Raw genomic sequence first — 17,896 nt, forward strand, 5'->3', positions numbered from 1 at the left:
GTCAGGAGCCCTTGGCGACGATCCCGTACTCGTGGATCTTGCGGTAGATCGTCGCGCGGGACATCCCGAGCGCCGTCGCGGCGGCGACCTTGTTGCCGTTGTTGTCGATGAGGCTGGAGACGATCGCGTCCCGTTCGAGGGACTCGATCGGCGTGAGCACCCGGCGCGAGACGGTGCGGACCCGCGGCGGCAGGTCCTCCGGCTCGATGACGCCGGAACGGTGCTGCTGGACCACCTCGCGGAGCACCTGGACCAGCTCAGCGACGTTGCCGGGCCAGCTCGACCGGCTCAGCAGCTGCATGGCGGCCGGTGAGCAGACGACCGCGTTGACCTGCAGCCGCGAGAGCAGGAACGGGACGAGCACCTGCAGGTCCTCGACGTGGTGGCGCAGCGGGGGCACCCGGACCGTCCGCGGGAAGTGGTTGAGCAGCCGGACGAGCTCGCCGGCGGGCTGCGTGACGCCCGTCGTCAGGCACACCCGCAGGGCCGTCCCCGCCGCCTTGGCCTGGGACAGGGACTGGACGAGCGCGGAGAGCCGGCGGCCGTGGAGCTGGTCGACGTGCCGGATGACGACGCAGCCGGACGTGGCGGCGAGCTCGCGCCGGACGGCGGCCGCCCACCCCGGGTCGCCGGCGTCGTCCGCGTCGAGCACGTGGAACGGCTCGGCGGGCGTCCGGCGGTGGTGGACGGCGCGCAGCACCGCGACCTTGCCGGTGCCCGGCTCGCCCTCGACGACGAGCCACTCGCCGGCGACGAGGGCGGAGTCGACCTGCTGGGCGGCCCGTACCCAGAGCGCGCCGTTGCCGACGAGCCCGGGCAGCACGAGCCGGGCGGGCGGCCGGTTGCGCACCGGGACCGCCCGGGGGACGTCGTCCAGCCGCACCCGCGCGACCCCGCCGGCACCGAGGCCGGGGGTTCCGACGGCCCGGCAGCGCATCCGCGCCGAGGCCCCGGAGGGGAGCTGGACGGCGACCGTCGCCGTCGTACCCGTCGCGAGCGCCTCGGAGAGATGCTGCACGATGACGGACTGGTCCATCGGGTCCAGGGCGAGCTGGGCGTGGTCGTTCATCATGACGACGTCGCCATTGAGGGCCAGGACGATGCCGGTGCTGCGCCGGCAGGCCCGCAGGTAGGCCTGGAGCAGCTGGTACTCGCGCTCGCCGCCGTCCATGAGCAGGGCCTGCCGGATCTGGTCGGACGTCGTCTTCGCGAGCGCGATGAGCAGCTGACCGGCGTCCTTGCGCCAGCACGTGAGGTCGACCGCGCCGACCGTCTTGCCGCTGATCGGGTGCTGGATCGGGACGGCGGCGCAGGCGAGGTCCTCGAGGTTCTCGGCGTAGTGCTCGTGCCCGAAGACGTGCATCGGCCGGCCGCCCTCGAGCGCCGTCCCGATGCCGTTCGTGCCGACGTACTTCTCGGCGTAGCTGTAGCCGGGCGCGAGCATGACCGAGTCGAGATGCCGGTCGAGCTGGGAGTCGGCCGACAGCCGGGTGAGGACCGTGCCCTGGGCGTCGGTGAGGATCACGCTGATCGGCTGGCCCTCGAGATGACCGACGAGGGTCCGCAGGACGGGCAGCGCGCTGCGCGTCAGCGGCCCGTCGAGGTCGGTGTCGTGCCGGTCCTGGATCTGGAGCTTGTCGGCCTCGACGTTCCAGCGGCGCGAGCGCCACCACGACGCGAGGATCGTGTCCCGCACGGAGTCGGCGTCGACCGTCTCCGAGGTGAGGAAGCGCTCGCGCATGACGGCGAGCCGCGGGTCGTCCGGCGACGTCGCTCGGCGGACTGACGTGGGCGTCTTCGACAAGGCACTTGGCGTCTTCGACAAGGCTCTGCCTCCCGTCCCTGTGGTGGTCCAGCGAGGGGTGGCCGGGTGATCCGGCCGCGCCTGGCGTGCGGCCGGTGACCGTGGATCGGAGCCGTGGGGCCACGGCGGCCGACAGCGCCCGGGCCGCTCGCCCGGGGTGCCGGAGGGGTCGTCAGGTGGACTGGGACCAGGTGCTGTAGGGGATCACGGTAAGGCGCACCTCAGGTCGCTCTGTCTCATATTGAGACCGCTCGTCCCTCCTCACAGGGATGTGCTGGCCGGGTCGCAGGGCCCCGCCCGGACGCCGCGTCCACACCGGCGGAGCGGGGCCGGGAGAGGCAGGCACCGGCATGGACGACCGCACGGACGAACCGGAGACGTACAACCACTGGACGATCGTCAACATCGTCTTCCACCATCTCGCCGGCCAGGGGCTGCACCCCGTCCTCGGCGAGACCGGGAACCCCGGGCAGGCCGCGGCCGACCTGCTCCGGGCGCTCGGGATCGAGCCGGCGCCGGAGGGCGACCGGCAGGTCTCGGAGAACGTGAAGCAGCGCCTCGCGGAGCTGCGCGAGGCCGCGTTCGGCAGCGCCTGACGGCCGGCCCGCGAGAGGCCCCGGCTGTCTCACGAGATGTCTCACGACCTGTCTCACAGGGTGTCTCAGAGTGAGATACCCGAGCCGCCGGATCCGGGATGTGATCCAGGCCATAGGACTTAGGCCCCTTCCCGGGGCCGCGTGCGTCGGGCCGGTCCAGCCTCGAACAGGGGGCCCGGTACCGACACCAGGAACGGCGATCCAGGTCCGGGCGCCCGCCCGGCAGATCACACGAACCGCCGAGGAGTCGCGATGAGTCGCCAGAGTGTGGCCAAGGCCCACCAGAAGATCCAGGAGCTCTCCTGGGAACCGCTGTACCACGAGCCGGTGGCCCAGTACGGCACCGACTACACGTTCAGGAAGGCGCAGAAGAAGGACCCGCTCAAGCAGGTCCTGCGGTCCTACTTCCCGATGCAGGAGGAGAAGGACCACCGCGTCTACGGCGCGGCCGACGGCGCCATCCGGGGCAACATGTTCCGGCAGGTGCAGGAGCGCTGGCTCGAGTGGCAGAAGCTCTTCCTGAGCATCATCCCGCTGCCGGAGATCTCGGCCGCCCGGGCGATGCCGCTGCTGTTCCGCAACGTGCCGAACCCCGAGCTGCACAACGGCCAGGCGATCCAGATGATCGACGAGGTCCGGCACTCGACGATCCAGCAGAACCTCAAGCGCCTGTACATGAACAACTACATCGACCCGGCCGGCTTCAACAACAGCCTGCGCAACTTCCAGAACGACTACTGCGGGTCGATCGGGCGCCAGTTCGCCGAGGGCTTCATCACCGGTGACGCGATCACCGCGGCGAGCATCTACCTGACGATCGTCGCGGAGACGGCGTTCACGAACACCCTCTTCGTCGCGATGCCCGCCGAGGCCGCGGCCAACGGCGACTACCTGCTGCCGACGGTCTTCCACTCGGTGCAGTCCGACGAGTCCCGGCACATCAGCAACGGGTACGCGACGCTGCTCATGGCGCTCGCGGACGAGGGTAACCACCAGCTCCTCGAGCGCGACCTGCGCTACGCGTGGTGGAACAACCACCGCGTCGTCGACGCCGCGATCGGCACCTTCATCGAGTACGGCACGAAGGACCGCCGGCCGGACCGCGAGAGCTACGCGGAGATGTGGCGCCGCTGGATCTACGACGACTACTACCGCTCGTACCTCGTCCCGCTCGAGAAGTACGGCCTGGTCATCCCGCACGACCTCATCGAGGAGTCCTGGAACCAGATCTGGAACAAGGGCTACGTGCACGAGGTGGCCCAGTTCTTCGCCACCGGGTGGCTCGCCAACTACTGGCGCATCGACCCGATGACGGACAAGGACTTCGAGTGGTTCGAGGGCAAGTACCCCGGCTGGTACAACAAGTACGGCAAGTGGTGGGAGAACTACAACCGGCTCTCGACGCCGAACGGGCACCACCCGATCGTCTTCGAGGACGTCGACTACGTGTACCCGCACCGCTGCTGGACCTGCATGGTGCCGTGCCTCGTCCGCGAGGACATGGTCATGGACGAGGTCGACGGCCAGGTCCGCACGTACTGCCACGAGGCGTGCCGCTGGACCGACGCCGTCGCGTTCCGCCCGGAGTACGAGGGCCGCTCGACGCCGAACATGGGCAAGCTCATCGGCAAGCGCGAGTGGGAGACGCTGTACCACGGCTGGAACTGGGCCGACGTCGTCTCCGACATGGGGTACGTGCGTGACGACGGCAAGACGCTCGTCGCCCAGCCGCACCTCAACCTCGACCCGAAGAAGATGTGGACGCTCGACCACCTGCGTCGGTGCCCGCCGCTGCAGAGCCCGAACGTCCTGCTCAACGAGATGTCCCCGGCGGAGCGCCAGGCGTTCCACGCGGACTACGTGAAGCAGGGTCCGGCGGGCCGGCCCGCTCCCAAGGACTAGTCCGCAGGAGCAGGGCAGACCGAGGGACCGGACGTGCGCAGCGGTGGACGAGACCGCCGCTGCCCACGTCCGGCCACCACACTTCTGGACCGGGCGAGGGAGCCATGACGGACAGACATGTCGTGCGGTTCGAGCCGGTGGGCATCGAGGTCGAGGTCCCCGAGGACCAGACGATCCTGAGGGCCGCTTCCGAGCAGGGGATCATGCTCATGCACGGCTGCAAGGAGGGCCAGTGCGCGGCATGCAAGTCCTTCGTCCTCGAGGGTGAGGACATCGAGCTCGAGAAGTACTCGACGTTCGCGCTGCCGGACTACGAGAAGGACGAGGGCTTCACGCTCCTGTGCCGGGCCCACGCCTACGAGGACCTCACCATCGAGCTCCTCAACTACGACGAGGAGATGATCCGGTCCGGCCTGCCCATCAAGGAGGCCGTCACCGAGGTCGTCGAGATCGAGAAGGTCACCCACGACCTTCGCCGGCTCGTCCTGCGGCTCGTCGAGCCGACGGACCTCACGTTCTTCCCCGGGCAGTACGTCGACGTCGCTGTCCCGGGGACGGACGCCACCCGCTCGTTCTCGATGGCGAACACGTCCACCCGGGACGGCGGTCTCCTCGAGTTCGTCATCAAGGTCTACCCGGGCGGGCTGTTCTCCGAGCACCTCGACACCACGCTCAAGGCCGGCGACCGGCTCGACATCACCGGCCCGTTCGGGGTCTTCACCCTGCGCGAGGGCCACAAGGCGGACCTCGTGTTCGTCGGCGGCGGGGCGGGGATGGCACCGATCCTGTCGCTGCTGCGCTCGATGGCCGAGCGCGGCGACGAACGCAAGGCGACGTTCTACTACGGCGCCCGGACGGCGGCCGACCTCTGCTTCGAGGCCGAGCTGCGTGAGATGGAGCGCCGGCTGCCCGGCTTCACGTATCGCCCGGCGCTGTCCGAACCCGTTGCGGCGCAGCCGTGGGACGGCGAGGTCGGCATGGTCACCGACATCGTCAAGCGCTACGAGGCAGACCTCTCCGGGGCCCACGCGTACGTGTGCGGGCCGCCGCCGATGGTCGAGGCGGCGATGACGCTGCTCGCGGCGCTCGGCGTGGAGGACAAGCGCATCTACTACGACAAGTTCACGACCACGGGGGAGACCGAGTCGTCCTGACGCGGTCATCCGTCGACGCACCGCACCGCGACACGCACGCGAACCGATCGCACCCGCGAACCGAACCGCACCGCACCCGCGGAGACACCCGCCTGACCCAGGGATGGACGATGACGACCACACCAGAACGCAGTGTGCCGAAGCCGGTGTTCACGGACGCCGAGGCCGGGGCCAAGGAGTTCCCGGACTCCAACGCGCGGCGCTTCAACTACTACACGCCGGCCAAGCGCAAGCAGACCCACTACGAGGACGTCACCGTCGAGGTCCAGCCGGACCCCCGGCACTACCTCGCGCAGGGCTGGCTCTACGGCTTCGCCGACGGCAAGGGCGGCTACCCCCTGGAGTGGACGGCGCTCAAGGCGTGGGGGTCGGACCGCCCCCTCCCCGAGCGCGGCCCGGGCACGGGCGGCAAGGGCTACGAGTGGCCGGCCCACGGCTGGCACGAGTTCCGTGACCCCAATGAGGAGTGGGAGCTCAGCTTCTACCGCTACAACGCCAACGTCGAGCGCCAGGTCAACCAGAACATCGACTCGGCCCGGCAGGCGAAGGCGTTCGAGCAGTGGACCCCGAACTGGGTGCGCTTCGTGGAGTCGCACGTCGGCGCGTGGATGCACGTCAACCACGGTCTCGGCCTCTACCTGTTCGCCAACGCCAACCGGCGCGGTCCGACGAACATGCACAACACGGCGATGGCCGTGAACAGCATGCACCGCATCCGCTCCGCCCAGGACCTCGCGCTGTACAACCTCACGCTCACCGAGGAGATCGCCGGCTTCGACGGTGGCGCCCACCTCGTCGCGTGGAACAGCGACCCGTGCTGGCAGGGCGTGCGCGAGGTCGCCGAGGGCCTGACCGGCATCGACGACTGGTGCGAGGCGATCTTCGCCGCGAACATCATCTTCGAGCCGCTCATCGGTGAGCTCTTCCGCAGCCAGCTCGTCCAGCAGGCCGCTCCGCGCAACGGCGACTTCGTCACCCCCACCGTGATGGGCGCCGAGGAGTTCGACTACGCCGAGCGCGACCTCCTGTACTCGGTGGCGCTGTTCGACCTGCTCACCAAGGACCGGGAGTTCGCGGACCACAACAAGGCGCTCATGAACGGGTGGCTGTCCAACTGGGTGCCCCGCTGCCTCGCCGCGGCCCGCAAGCTGCAGCCGCTCTGGTCGCAGCCGGACGCCAAGCCCCCGCGTTTCGAGGACGGCCTCGACCGGGCCAAGAGCCGCTTCGCCGCCATCCTCACCGATCTCGGTCTGGACATCCCGAAGGAGCTGACCCAGTGAGCCAGTTCACCACCGCCCCCAGCCCGTTCAAGTCGGACAGCACCCCGTCCAACATGTGCGGCGTCACGCTGATGAACAACCAGATCGGCGCGGTCGTCGCGGAGGTGATGGCCGGCCACGAGGGTGTGAAGGTCGACCACCTGCCGTCGATGATCCGGGTCGACGCGACGCGCCGGATGGACTTCGTCTACGACGAGATCTCCGAGGCGCTCGGCGAGGAGCCCGGCTTCTTCGACGCGGCGCAGTTCGAGGAGAACATGTCGACGCACTACGGCCGGATGATCCACGAGGACGACCGGACGATCATGTTCGCCAACCCGGAGGACGCGATCGAGTACACCGGGGAGATGCCGCCCATCCGCTGAACCACCTTCACCAATGCACCAATGCACCAATGCACCACTGCAACCGAAGGACCTGACGCCCTGTCGCGGGGCGCCGGCGCCGTCCGGCGCCCCGCGGCAGGGACCGCCTGGAGCCTTGCACCTGAGTCACCTCAGGCACCCTGAGCACTTTCAGACACCCCTGAGCCACTTCAGACAACGACGTCCAGGAGGACCAGATGGCCAAGGAACTGCGTTTCGGCGCGGACGCCCGCGAGCGACTGCTCGCCGGGGTCGACCAGCTCGCGGAGGCGGTCAAGTCGACGCTCGGCCCCAAGGGCCGCAACGTCATCCTCGAGAAGATCACCGGCTCCCCCGTCGTGACGAACGACGGCGTGACGATCGCCCGGGAGATCCACCTCAAGGACCAGTTCGAGAACATGGGCGCGCAGCTCGTCAAGGAAGCCGCCATCAAGACGAACGACATCGTCGGTGACGGCACGACGACCGCGACCGTCATCGCGCAGGCGATCGTCCACGAGGGTATGAAGGTCATCGGCGACGGTGCGAACCCGGTGCTCGTCAAGCGCGGCGTCGACCTCGCGGTCGCCCGGCTCGTCAAGCACCTGCAGGGCGTCGCCCACCCGGTCGTCACCGAGGACGACTTCGCCCGGGTCGCCGCGATCTCCGCCAACGACGACGAGTACGTCGGCGCGGTCATCGCCAAGGCGCTGCACACGGTCGGGGACGGCGGCATCGTCACCGTCGAGGAGTCGCCGCAGCACGGCATGAGCGTCGAGTTCGTCGAGGGCTTCACGTTCAACAACGGATACATGTCGCCGTACATGGTGACGAACCCTGCGAGCCTGGAGGCCGTCCTCCACGACCCGTACATCCTGCTGTGCAGCGAGAAGATCTCGAAGATCGCGCAGCTCATGCCGATCCTCGACAAGGTCATGCGCGACCCGCGCCCACTCGTGATCCTCGCGGAGAAGATCGAGGGTGCGGCGCTGAGCATGCTCGTGCACAACCATGTCAACGGGCTCTTCCAGTGCGTCGCGATCACCGCGCCCGGGTTCGGCGACCGCCGGCTGCACAAGCTCGAGGACATCGCCTCGGTCACCGGCGGCGCCGTGTTCAGCAAGCACTCCGGCTTCTCGCTGGAGACGATGACGGTCGAGCAGCTCGGGCGGGCGACCGTCGTCCGGGTCAACGCCGACGAGACGTGCATCATCGACGGCGCCGGCTCGAAGGACGAGATCGACTTCCGGGTGACCCAGCTGCGCGCCGAGCTCGGCCGTGCGACGTTCGGCGTCGACGAGGACGTGCTCACCGAACGCATCGGCTCGCTGTCGGGCAAGGTCGCGGTGATCCGCGTGGGCGCCCCGACGAACGCCGAGCTCCAGGAGCTGCAGCACCGCGTCGAGGACGCGCTCTCGGCGACCCGGGCCGCGATGGCCGAGGGGATCGTCGCGGGCGGCGGCTCGGCCATGCTCCACGCGGCGCCGGCGCTCGACGACCTCGAGGTCAACGAGGACTACGCGATCGGCGTCGGCATCGTCCGGCGGGCACTGACCCAGCCGGCGTACCTCATCGCGAGCAACGCCGGCTACGACGGCGACGAGGTCGTCGCCCGGGTGTCCACGATGGAGGTCGACGGCGGCTTCGACGCCCTGCACGGCGTGTACGGCGACATGGTGACGATGGGCATCGTCGACCCGCTGCGGGTCGCCCGCTCCGCGCTGCAGAACGGCGCCTCCGTCGCGGGCCTGCTGCTCACGACGAACACGCTCATCGCCGAGGAGCAGACCCCGTGGGGCGGCAGCCGCGCCCTCATGACGGAGTACGGCGAGCTCGACGAGGGCCTGCACCAGCCCTCGCCGGACGCGAGCACCCCGCAGTCCCTCGGCCTCGGTCCGTCGGTGGGATAGCCCGTGTCCGCGCGGGACGACCGGGCGGGGACGCTGCTCTTCGGCACCCTGGTCGGCGGCTATCTCACGGCACTGGTGGTGGCAGGTGTCCACGGCGAGCTCCTCGCGGGGCTCGTCGTGGGCGCAGGGCTCGTCGTGCGGGTGGCGGCCCGCCGGCGGCACCGGCAGGACGCGGTCTGATGCTGGACCCGAGGCAGACCAGACGCCCTGCCCCGGTGGAGGAGGACGGCGTCCCGCTGGTGGACGCCGTCGCACCGGCCCAGGGACCTCCGGCGCCCCCGCCCGGGGTCGCCGTGGTCCGCGGCCTGCGCCGGCTCTGCGGGCCCGGCGTCGTCGTCGCGGTCGCCTACGTCGACCCCGGCAACTTCGCGACGAACACCGAGGCGGGCGCCAGTCTCGGCGTCCGGCTGCTCTGGGTGGTCGTCGTCGCGAGCGCGGCGGCGATGCTCGTCCAGTACCTCGCCGCGAAGGCAGGGTCGGTGACGGGCCGGTCCCTGCCCGAGCTCTGCCGGGACCGCTACCCCCGGGGGGTCAACCGGTTCCTCTGGGTGCAGGCCGAGATCGTCAGCATGGCCACGGACGTCGCCGAGGTGCTCGGCGCCGCGGTGGCGCTGTCGCTGCTCTTCGGCCTGCCGCTGCCGGTCGGGGGGCTGCTCGCTGGTGCCTTCGGCGTCGGCCTGCTGGCCCTGCGCCCGCAGGGGCGGCGTCGGTTCGAGGCCGCGATCGCGGCGCTGCTGCTCGTCGTCCTCGCCTGCTACGTCTACCAGGTGCTCACGGTCGGGGCCTTCGCCGGCGCCGCCGCGGGGCTGCAGCCCTCGCTCGCGGGCCAGGGCGCGGCCCTGCTCGCGGCCGGCATCGTCGGCGCGACCGTCATGCCCCACGCGATCTACGTGCACTCCTCGCTCGCGTCGAGCCACCGGATCCCGTTGCGCACGCACCGGTTCGACATCGTCGCCTCGCTGTCGGCGGCGGCGTTCGTCAACGTCTCGATCCTCCTCGTCGCGGCGACCGTGCTCAGCGGCGGCCGCCTCGACGAGGCGACCGACACCCTCACCGCGGCCTACGAGGGCTTCGGTGCGGTCGGCGCCGGGATGGCCGCGGCCTTCGCGCTGGCCCTGCTCGTCGCCGGGCTGGCGGCGTCCGGGGTCGGCACCCTCGCGGGCGACATCGTCATGGCCGGCTTCGTCCGCCGCCGGATCCCGCTCGTCACCCGGCGGCTGCTCACGCTCGGCCCCGCGATGGTCGTGCTCTGCCTGCCGGGCTCGACGACGCAGGCGCTCGTGCTGAGCCAGGTCGTGCTCTCGTTCGGCGTGCCGTTCGCCCTGCTGCCGCTCGTCCACATCACCGCGGACCGGGCGCTCATGGGCCGGCAGGTCAACCGCCGGCTGACGACGGCGCTCGCCGTCGTCATCACGCTGCTCGTCTGCGCCCTGAACGCCGCGGTGATCTCCGCGCTGTTCACCGGCTGAGCCGGCGACGGGCCGACGTGTCGGGCGACCACTCCCGCGCGCCGCCGGCGCGCGGCGGACCTCGCGACCAGGGCACCGGAGTCGCGGCCGGTGCCCTGGTGGCAGGTCTCTCGCGTGCTTTGCTCTGCCAGCAGGAGCGAGCCAACGCCCTGTCGTGGCCTGGCATCCCGACCGTGCGCGCGAGCGTGAGGCCGTCCGTGCGGAGCGCCGGTCGTCCCGGCAGCCACCGGCGCACACGCCCCGCCTCACGCTGACGCACACGCTCGACGCACCCCTCGACGCCCCCTGTCGGGTACGCCTCGTCCGAGCCGGTGGCCGCTGGTGACGTAGACCGGCGCGCCACAGGTTCGTCGTTGCGCGTCGACACCCCGACGCCGGCCCCGCATGTCGCGGAGCAATGACGAAGCTGTGGCGCGCGCTTGCACGGCGACCGCCATGGCTCGCTGGTGATGGCAGAGCAGGTGGTCAGGGCCGGCCGTGGCTCGCTGGTGATGGCAGAGCAAAGCACTCGGTGACGGACCCCGGCCTCAGCGGGGCGGCACCCCGCCGAGGCGCCGCGTCAGCTCGGCGGCGGTGGCGCGGACGGCCGTCACGAGCGTGTCGTGGTCGGCGACCGGCCGGGCGGGCGGCGCGCCGGGGTCGGTCGGGTAGGTGACCGCGACCCCGGCGACCGGGTGGCCGGTGTGGTCGTGGACCGCGGCGGCGACCGAGGCGAGCCCGGCGCCGACCTCGCCGTCCTCGACCGCGTGCCCGCGGCGCCGGACCTCGGCGAGCACCCGGCGCAGGTCGGGCAGGCCGGAGGGGCCGATGCCCGTGCGGTCGACGAACGCCGACCGGTCGGGGAACAGCGCCCGCACCTGGGCGGCGGGCAGGTCGGCGAGCATCGCGCGGCCGGAGGCCGTGAGGTGCGCGGGGAGCCGGACGCCGACGTCCGTGACGAGCGGCGGCCGGCCGGCGGCGCGGTCCTCGACGACGTAGAGCACCTCGCGACCGTGAAGCACGGCCAGGTGCGCGGACTCGCCGACCCGGTCGACGAGCCGGGCGAGGACCGGTCGGGCGAGGCGGGCGAGCGGCGCCTGCCGGGCGTAGGCGCTGCCCAGCTCGAAGGCGGCGACGCCGAGCCCGTAGCGCCGTTCCTCCGGCAGGTGCACGACGAACCCGTTCTCCACGAGCACGTTGAGCAGGTGGTACGCCGTCGAGCGGGGCAGCCCCGCCTCGCGCGCCACCGCGGCCGCCGGCACCGGGCCGGCCTGCCGGGACAGGTACCGCAGGACGGCGAGCGTCTGCTCGGCCGCCGGGACCCGGCTCGTCACCGGCCCTCCCCGGGGCCGGCCGCCGGTCCGACGAGCTCGGCGAGGACGGCGTCCACGGTCTGCTCGACGTACGGTGCCGCTCGGCTCGTGAGCGGCCGGAGCTGACCGAAGACCTCCATGACCGTCACCCCGTGCACTCGGACGAAGCCGTCCACGCCGAGGGCGATCGCCCCGACGGGCAGCGTGTAGCCGCGCCGCCGGGCGAGCGCGGCGAGCTCGGACGCCGTCCCGCTGTCCAGCCGGGAGGCCCTGCGCCGCAACGACCCCGCGTCGAGCCGGTGCTGCGCGTGGAGCTGCTCGACGAGCCCGACGACGAGGTCGCCCACCCGGGCGCCGGGGCCGATCGTCTCCGGCGGGGCCGCGTACCCCGGCACCGGGGCGCCGTAGAGCAGGCCGAACCGTGCCGGGTTCGCGACCGCCCACGCCCGGTACTCCAGGAGCGCGGCCCGGGCCGCGGCGAGCGGGTCCCGGTGCCGGCCGGCGGCGGCCACGACGGCGTCGGCCTGGGCGTCGAAGGCGGCGACGACGAGATCGGTGAGCAGGTCGTCCCGGCCGGGGAAGTAGCGGTAGAGCGCGGACGGCGCCAGCCCGACCCTGCGGGCGACGGCCCGCAGCGACAGGGCGGCCGCGCCCTGCTCCTCGAGCTCGGCACCCGCGGCCGCGCGGATCGCGCCGAGCACCTCCTCGCGGCGCCGGCTGCGCAGCGTCGCCGGCTGCGGCTGCGGCTGCGGCGGCACGGCCTCGGTCACGCCCCCAAGCCTATCCGGGACGAGAACATCGTTCACAACGAGAGCGGCGCTCTTGCTTTGTGAGCCGTGATGTGTGAACACTGTTCTCGACAAGAGCACTGCTCACATTTTGGAGGATCCATGACCACGACGACCCCCGCCCCGACCACCACCGCCACGGCGCCCCTGCGCCGCTGGCCCGCGACCGGGCTGCTGCTCACGGCGTCCGGGGTGCTGGCGACCGTCGGCGCGACGATCCTGTCCGTCTCGTTCGGCTGGCCGGCCGTGCTCGACGAGCCCGGGACGACCGTGCTGCCGCTGTTCGCGGCGTCCGAGACCTCGCTCCGGGCGGGGTTCTACCTCATGCTTGTCAGCAGCCTCGTGCTCGTGCCGGCCGCGTTCGGCCTCGAGGCGGCCCTGACCCGCGCGACCCCCGGCACCCGGGCCATGACCGTGTTCGGCGTCGCCGGTGCGCTCTTCCAGATCCTCGGCTGGGTGCGCTGGCCGATCACCGTCCCCTTCCTCGCCGACGCGTACGCGCAGGCCACGGATGCTGCGGGGCGGCAGGCCGTCGCGGCGTCGTTCGACGTCCTCAACCGGTACGGCGGCGGCGCGCTGGGCGAGCACCTCGGCTGGCTGTTCCAGGGGGTCTGGGCGGTCTTCGTCGGGGTCGTCGTCGTGCGGGCGGTGGGTGTCCCGCGCTGGTTCGGCGCCCTCGGGCTCGCCCTCGCCGCGGTGTGGGCGGTCCTCGTGCCCGGTGCGGCCGTGCTGCGCTCCGAGGCGATGAACACGATCGGCCAGCCGGTCTACACCGCCTGGTACGTGTGGCTCCTCGCGCTCGGCGTGCTCCTCGTCGTCCGCCGCGTCGGGCCCGCGTCGACCGTCGGCGTGACCGCGACCGCGTGAACCTGCGCCCTCGGGGCACCCGGCCTAGCGTGCGACTCACCCGGCCGACGGAACGAGTCGCCGCCCCGTGCGGCACGAAGGAGTGCGTCATGAGCGAGACCGAGCCCGAGGGCCCCGCGGACGGCGGTGCGGCCGGCGTTCCCGGTCAGCACGACGGTGGTGCCGACGGAGGCGCGGACGGCGGTGCCGGCACGAGCGGTGACGGTGGTGCGGACGGTGGTGCCGACGGTGGCGCGGACGGCGGTGCCGACGGTGGTGCCGACGGCGGCGCGGACAGTGGCGCAGGTCGCTGACCTCGGCGTCGCGACGGGCGGGGCGGACGGGCCGGGAACGGCACCCGACCGCCCCGCCCTGCGGCGCTGCACGAGCCTCGAACCGGACCGCTTCGCCGCCGAGGTCTGGGGCCGGACCGCCTCGCTGAGCCGCCGCGAAGACCTGCCCACCGGTTTCGGGGACCTGTTCTCCCTCGACGCGGTCGACGAGCTCGTGAGCACGCACGGTCTGCGGACGCCGTTCCTGCGGGTCGCGAAGGACGGCCGGACCCTCCCGGCGTCCCGCTTCACCCGCGGCGGCGGGGTCGGTGCGACGATCACCGACCAGGTCGCCGACGACGCGCTCGCCCGGCTCTTCGCCGACGGCTGCACGATCGTCCTCCAGGGCCTGCACCGGATCTGGGGCCCGGTCGTCGACCTCGCCCAGGCCCTCATGGCCGACCTCGGCCACCCCGTCCAGGTCAACGCGTACGTGACGCCGCCGCAGTCGCAGGGCTTCGGCGCGCACTACGACGTCCACGACGTCTTCGTCCTGCAGGTCGCGGGCGAGAAGCACTGGACGATCCACGCGCCGGTCCGCGACGCCCCGCTGCGGGACGAGCCGTGGGCCGACCGACGGGCGGCGGTCGAGCGACAGGCCGCGGGCGAGCCCCTGCTCGACGTGACGCTGCGCCCCGGCGACGCCCTCTACCTGCCCCGCGGCTTCCTGCACGCGGCGACGGCACTCGGCGGCACGAGCGCGCACCTCACGGTCGGCGTCCACACCTGGACCCGGCACCATCTCCTCGATCAGGTCGTCGCCGGTCTCGCCCGCGGCGGTTCCCACGCCGCGGCGGCGCTGCGGGCCTCGCTCCCGCTCGGCGTCGACGTCACCGACCCGGCCTCGATCGCCGACGACCTGCAGGCGACGGTCGACGCGCTCACGGCGGTGCTCACCGAGGTCCGCGCGCAGGACGTCGCGCGGCGTCTCGAACGCCCCTCGGACGACGCCCGCCGGGCCGCGCCCGTCGGCCCGATGGCGCAGGCCCGGGCCGCCGAGGCGGTCGACCTGTGGACCCGGCTGCGCTGGCGGCCGCACCTGCGGGCCCGGCTCGACGTCGAACCGGCGGACGACGGCGCGCGGCTCGTCGTCCGCACCCCCGAGACGACCGTGCGGCTGCCGCTCGCGGCGCGCGCCGCGGTCGAGCGGCTGCTCGCCGGGGAGGCCGTCGCGGCCGCCGAGATCGGCGACCTCGACGCGGCGGACGACGTGGGCGCCGGCACCCTGACCGACCTCGACCGGCTCGATGTCGCCCGGACGCTGCTGCGCCAGGCGCTCGCCGTGCCGGCGTGACCGGCGTGCCCGGGTGAGCACCGACCCGGCGCCCCGGCCGTCCGGACCCGTTGCCGCAGAACCGTTCCGCTGCGCCACTGCGGCGCGGGACCGCGGCGACGACCTCGCGGCGTCCGCCCCGCCCGCGGTCCGGCTGCTCCTCGTCGAGGTGCCCGGGCCGTGGGGCCGGGCCGCGCTCACCGAGAGCCGGCTCGACCACTACGTGGCGGGCCGGCTCGGCGAGACCGCGGCGCACGCGGGCGTCCGGGTGCTCCTCGTCCGGCGGTCCGGGCGGGCCGCCGGCTCGCCGCAGGCCGTGCCGCGGTCCTGGGCGCTCGCCGACCTCCGCCCGGGGCACGAGGCCGTCGCGTGGGGCTCGTGGACCGACCCGCGTGCCCTGCTCGAGGTCGACCTGCGCGGCGCCGTCGCACCGTCCGGGCCGCAGCGGGTCGCCCTCTGCTGCACGCACGCCCGGCACGACGTCTGCTGCGCGCTGCGCGGGCGTCCGGTCGCGGCCGCGCTCGCCGACGCCTTCCCGGCCCGGGCCGCCGTCGACGCCCCGGGCGGGCCCGACGACTGGGACGTCTGGGAGTGCTCGCACCTCGGGGGCGACCGGTTCGCGGCGAACGTGCTCCTGCTGCCGACCGGCGACCTGTTCGGCGCGCTCGACCCCGCCGGTGCCGTCGACCTCGTCCGTCGCTTCGCCGCCGGCCGCACCTCGCTCGCGCACTGGCGCGGCCGCTACGGCCGCAGCCCCGTCGCGCAGGCCGCGCTGCACCGCACCGCGCTGGCCCTCGACGAGGACCGGCGCGACGCGCTCGACGTCGTCGGGGTCGAGGAGCGGCCCGGCGAGCGCTGGGCCGTCGAGGTCGCGCACGTCGACACCGCGGGCTTCGAGCAGCGCTACGTCGTCCACCTGTCGGCGCACGTGTCCGGCCCGCACCTGCTCACGTGCGCCGCCGTCACGCCGTCCCGGGCCCGGACGTTCAGCGTCGAGGGGCCGCCGGTGCCCGTCCTGCGGGGCTGACCGCCCGTCGCCCCGCGCGGTAGGCCGCCCGGCGCCGGGCGAGCTCCGCGCGCAGGTCGTCGTCCGCCATGACGATCGCGACCGTCGGGCAGCGCTGCGGGCCGTCCGCCTCCGGGTGGCACAGCGTGCACGGCTCGCCGGGACGCAGCGGGCACTGCGCGTCGGCGACCCACGGGCGCGACGGACGAGGGACGGTGGACACCTCTGCAGTCTGCGCCGCCCGCGTGGGCCGGACCGGGACCGACGTCACCCCTGCCGCGCCGCGGTGCCTCTCGCCTGCGCCTGCGCGAACCGCTCGTGGAGGCGCGAGCGCACCTCGTCCGGGGTGTACGCGCGCCGCCGGCGCTGCTGCCGGACGACGACCGCACCGGTCGCGGCGACGCCGACCGCCCCCGCGACCCCGAGCCACTTGTACCAGCGCATCGGTCGACCTCCTGGTGCCGGCCCGTCCGGCGCGACCATTGTCGCCCGGCACCGCGGGCCTGCGCCCGAAAACCCTTTCGAGCGTCCGGCGCCCCGCGTAGGTTGTCGGCCCTGGTCCAGGGGCGGGGCGTGGAGGTCCACGGATGGCGCAGGTCGGGTCGGCGCGGCTCCGGTCGGGGTCCCGGGCGCTGGGGCGCTCGGTGCGGCCGACGGTGTGGAACGCGCTCGTGCTGTCCGCGCTCGTCCTCGTCGCGGCGGCCGCGTCGGCCGTGCCGCTGTTCCGGGCCGCGACCGACCAGGCCGCGCTCGCCGACGCGCTGACCGGTGTCGCGCCAGGGGCGCAGGCCGCGGACGCGCCCGTCGTCCAGATCGTCTCCGGCGTCGGCCCCAAGGTCCCCGCCGGGTCCCTCATGCTCACCGCAGCCGGCACGATCCGCGGGCTCACCGAGCCGGTGGTCCTCGGCCAGTCGGCCGCCCCCGACCTGCGCAAGCGCGGGTTCGACCCCCCGCTGACCCCGGTCGTCGTCGCCGGCGACCGGACCGCGAACGTCCGGCTCGTCGCGGTCGACGACCCCGCCGCCCACCTGCGCGTCGTCGGTCCGACCGCCGGCGCCGGGGGCGGGGTGTGGCTGCCCGTCGACGTCGCACGGAGGCTCGCCGTCCGGGCCGGTGACGTCGTCGACGTCGGCACCCTCGAGCAGCGGCTCCCCGGGGAGCCGCCGGAGCGGCACACGGTGCCCCTCACGCTGCGCGGCGTCTACGAGACCGACGCCTCCCGGCACCCGGTGGGACCGCCCGGCGACCAGGTCTGGGCGGCGTCCGGCTTCCGGCTCCCGACGGACACGGCGACCCCCTCGGTGCCCGCGTTCCTCGTCGTCACGGACTTGGCGACCGCGTCCCGGATCGTCCCGGACATCCGCGAGACGCTCCTGTGGTCGTCGGTGTCGGCCCTCGACCCGGCCGTGCCGCTCCTCGACGACGCGCTGCGGATCCGGGAGGCGGTCCTCGACCTCGACAGCCGCGCCGCCCAGCTGACGAACGCGCAGCAGGGGGCGATCGGCACCGACGTCGTCTCGGGCATCCCGGACCTCGTCGGGGTCGCCGACGGGATCGCGACGACCGTCCGCTCCACGACGGCCGGCCAGGCCTGGGCCGGGGTGGCGCTCGCGCTCGGGGTGGTCCTCGGGCTGGCCCTCGTCGGTGCCGGACGGCGGGAGACCGAGCTGCGGGCCGTCGCCGGGCTCGGCCGGCACCCGCTCGTCACCGCGACCGGGACGACGGCCGCGCTCCTGCCGCTCGCGGCGGTCGCCGTCCCGCTCGGTGTGCTGCTCGCCCGGTCCGGGGCGGGGCAGGTGCACCCGCTGCCGCCGACGTCCGCGCTGCTCCGGACCGCCGCGGGGTACGCGCTGCTCGCCGTGACCGCCGGCCTCGGCCTCGTCCTCGTCGCGACCTGGGC

Annotated in this window: 18 protein-coding genes; 13 read left to right on the forward strand and 5 right to left on the reverse strand. The window is 73.3% G+C overall.

All coding sequences use genetic code 11. The features are described 5' to 3' along the window. Position 1: 1 nt before the first annotated feature. Positions 2–1,804, reverse strand: coding sequence for a sigma-54-dependent Fis family transcriptional regulator (locus EDJALFJO_RS18130; RefSeq protein WP_198950418.1), 1,803 nt, complete (start codon positions 1,802–1,804; stop codon positions 2–4). A 350-nt stretch (positions 1,805–2,154) separates the two neighbouring features. On the opposite strand from EDJALFJO_RS18130, the gene EDJALFJO_RS18135 reads away from it, so the two are divergent. From EDJALFJO_RS18135 to EDJALFJO_RS18165, 8 genes are all read left to right on the forward strand, one after another. Beyond that, positions 2,155–2,400: a hypothetical protein gene (locus tag EDJALFJO_RS18135; protein ID WP_088287717.1), complete on the forward strand. Its 246-nt coding sequence runs from the start codon at positions 2,155–2,157 to the stop codon at positions 2,398–2,400. A gap of 252 nt (positions 2,401–2,652) precedes the next feature. Next, complete coding sequence (locus EDJALFJO_RS18140; protein WP_088287718.1) at positions 2,653–4,302, forward strand: methane monooxygenase; 1,650 nt, start codon at positions 2,653–2,655, stop codon at positions 4,300–4,302. A gap of 104 nt (positions 4,303–4,406) precedes the next feature. After that, entirely contained in the window at positions 4,407–5,456 is a 1,050-nt protein-coding gene (locus EDJALFJO_RS18145; RefSeq protein ID WP_088287719.1) for an NADH:ubiquinone reductase (Na(+)-transporting) subunit F, read from the forward strand. A gap of 110 nt (positions 5,457–5,566) precedes the next feature. After that, positions 5,567–6,736 carry a toluene hydroxylase gene (locus EDJALFJO_RS18150; RefSeq protein ID WP_088287720.1) on the forward strand — a complete coding sequence of 390 codons (1,170 nt, stop codon included), beginning with the start codon at positions 5,567–5,569 and terminating at the stop codon, positions 6,734–6,736. After that, the gene (gene mimD, locus EDJALFJO_RS18155; RefSeq protein ID WP_088287721.1) at positions 6,733–7,101 is read left to right on the forward strand and encodes a propane 2-monooxygenase effector subunit MimD; all 369 of its coding nucleotides are present in this window, start codon (positions 6,733–6,735) and stop codon (positions 7,099–7,101) included. Before EDJALFJO_RS18150 ends, mimD begins: the two co-directional genes overlap by 4 nt. A 197-nt stretch (positions 7,102–7,298) precedes the next feature. Further along, entirely contained in the window at positions 7,299–8,990 is a 1,692-nt protein-coding gene (gene groL / locus EDJALFJO_RS18160) for a chaperonin GroEL (protein ID WP_088287722.1), read from the forward strand. Positions 8,991–8,993: 3 nt separating this feature from the next. Further along, the gene (locus tag EDJALFJO_RS34425; RefSeq protein ID WP_158220473.1) at positions 8,994–9,170 is read left to right on the forward strand and encodes a hypothetical protein; all 177 of its coding nucleotides are present in this window, start codon (positions 8,994–8,996) and stop codon (positions 9,168–9,170) included. Next, entirely contained in the window at positions 9,170–10,459 is a 1,290-nt protein-coding gene (locus tag EDJALFJO_RS18165; RefSeq protein ID WP_088287723.1) for an Nramp family divalent metal transporter, read from the forward strand. Before EDJALFJO_RS34425 ends, EDJALFJO_RS18165 begins: the two co-directional genes overlap by 1 nt. A gap of 527 nt (positions 10,460–10,986) precedes the next feature. Here EDJALFJO_RS18165 and EDJALFJO_RS18170 read toward each other — a convergent pair. Both EDJALFJO_RS18170 and EDJALFJO_RS18175 read right to left on the reverse strand, forming a co-directional pair. Beyond that, the gene (locus EDJALFJO_RS18170) at positions 10,987–11,772 is read right to left on the reverse strand and encodes an IclR family transcriptional regulator (RefSeq protein WP_088287724.1); all 786 of its coding nucleotides are present in this window, start codon (positions 11,770–11,772) and stop codon (positions 10,987–10,989) included. Then, complete coding sequence (locus EDJALFJO_RS18175) at positions 11,769–12,521, reverse strand: TetR/AcrR family transcriptional regulator (RefSeq protein ID WP_158220474.1); 753 nt, start codon at positions 12,519–12,521, stop codon at positions 11,769–11,771. Before EDJALFJO_RS18175 ends, EDJALFJO_RS18170 begins: the two co-directional genes overlap by 4 nt. A 120-nt stretch (positions 12,522–12,641) precedes the next feature. Between EDJALFJO_RS18175 and EDJALFJO_RS18180 the strand changes: the two genes are divergently transcribed. From EDJALFJO_RS18180 to EDJALFJO_RS18195, 4 genes are all read left to right on the forward strand, one after another. Then, complete coding sequence (locus EDJALFJO_RS18180) at positions 12,642–13,406, forward strand: DUF4386 family protein (protein WP_158220475.1); 765 nt, start codon at positions 12,642–12,644, stop codon at positions 13,404–13,406. 89 nt (positions 13,407–13,495) lie between these two features. Continuing rightward, a complete protein-coding gene (locus EDJALFJO_RS18185) occupies positions 13,496–13,699 on the forward strand; it encodes a BatC protein (protein ID WP_088287727.1) in 204 nt (67 codons plus the stop codon). Further along, positions 13,683–15,011, forward strand: a complete 1,329-nt coding sequence (locus EDJALFJO_RS18190; protein ID WP_088287728.1) for a cupin domain-containing protein — start codon at positions 13,683–13,685, stop codon at positions 15,009–15,011. The genes EDJALFJO_RS18185 and EDJALFJO_RS18190 overlap by 17 nt, the downstream gene beginning before the upstream one ends. A gap of 13 nt (positions 15,012–15,024) precedes the next feature. After that, positions 15,025–16,017 carry a sucrase ferredoxin gene (locus tag EDJALFJO_RS18195; RefSeq protein WP_158220476.1) on the forward strand — a complete coding sequence of 331 codons (993 nt, stop codon included), beginning with the start codon at positions 15,025–15,027 and terminating at the stop codon, positions 16,015–16,017. On the opposite strand, the gene EDJALFJO_RS18200 is transcribed toward EDJALFJO_RS18195, so the two are convergent. Beyond that, a complete protein-coding gene (locus EDJALFJO_RS18200) occupies positions 15,977–16,219 on the reverse strand; it encodes a DUF6767 domain-containing protein (protein WP_088287740.1) in 243 nt (80 codons plus the stop codon). The two genes, EDJALFJO_RS18195 and EDJALFJO_RS18200, sit on opposite strands and share 41 nt — an antisense overlap. 44 nt (positions 16,220–16,263) lie before the next feature. Next, on the reverse strand, positions 16,264–16,440 hold the full coding sequence (locus EDJALFJO_RS35060; RefSeq protein WP_198950419.1) for a hypothetical protein: 177 nt from the start codon (positions 16,438–16,440) through the stop codon (positions 16,264–16,266). Between the two features lie 143 nt (positions 16,441–16,583). Here EDJALFJO_RS35060 and EDJALFJO_RS18205 point away from each other — a divergent pair. Beyond that, positions 16,584–17,896 (forward strand): hypothetical protein (locus tag EDJALFJO_RS18205; RefSeq protein ID WP_143448640.1); only part of this gene is annotated, 1,313 nt, incomplete at its 3' end.

The organism is Kineosporia sp. A_224, assembly GCF_002198655.1.
In the GTDB taxonomy this organism is placed as follows: domain Bacteria; phylum Actinomycetota; class Actinomycetes; order Actinomycetales; family Kineosporiaceae; genus R-H-3.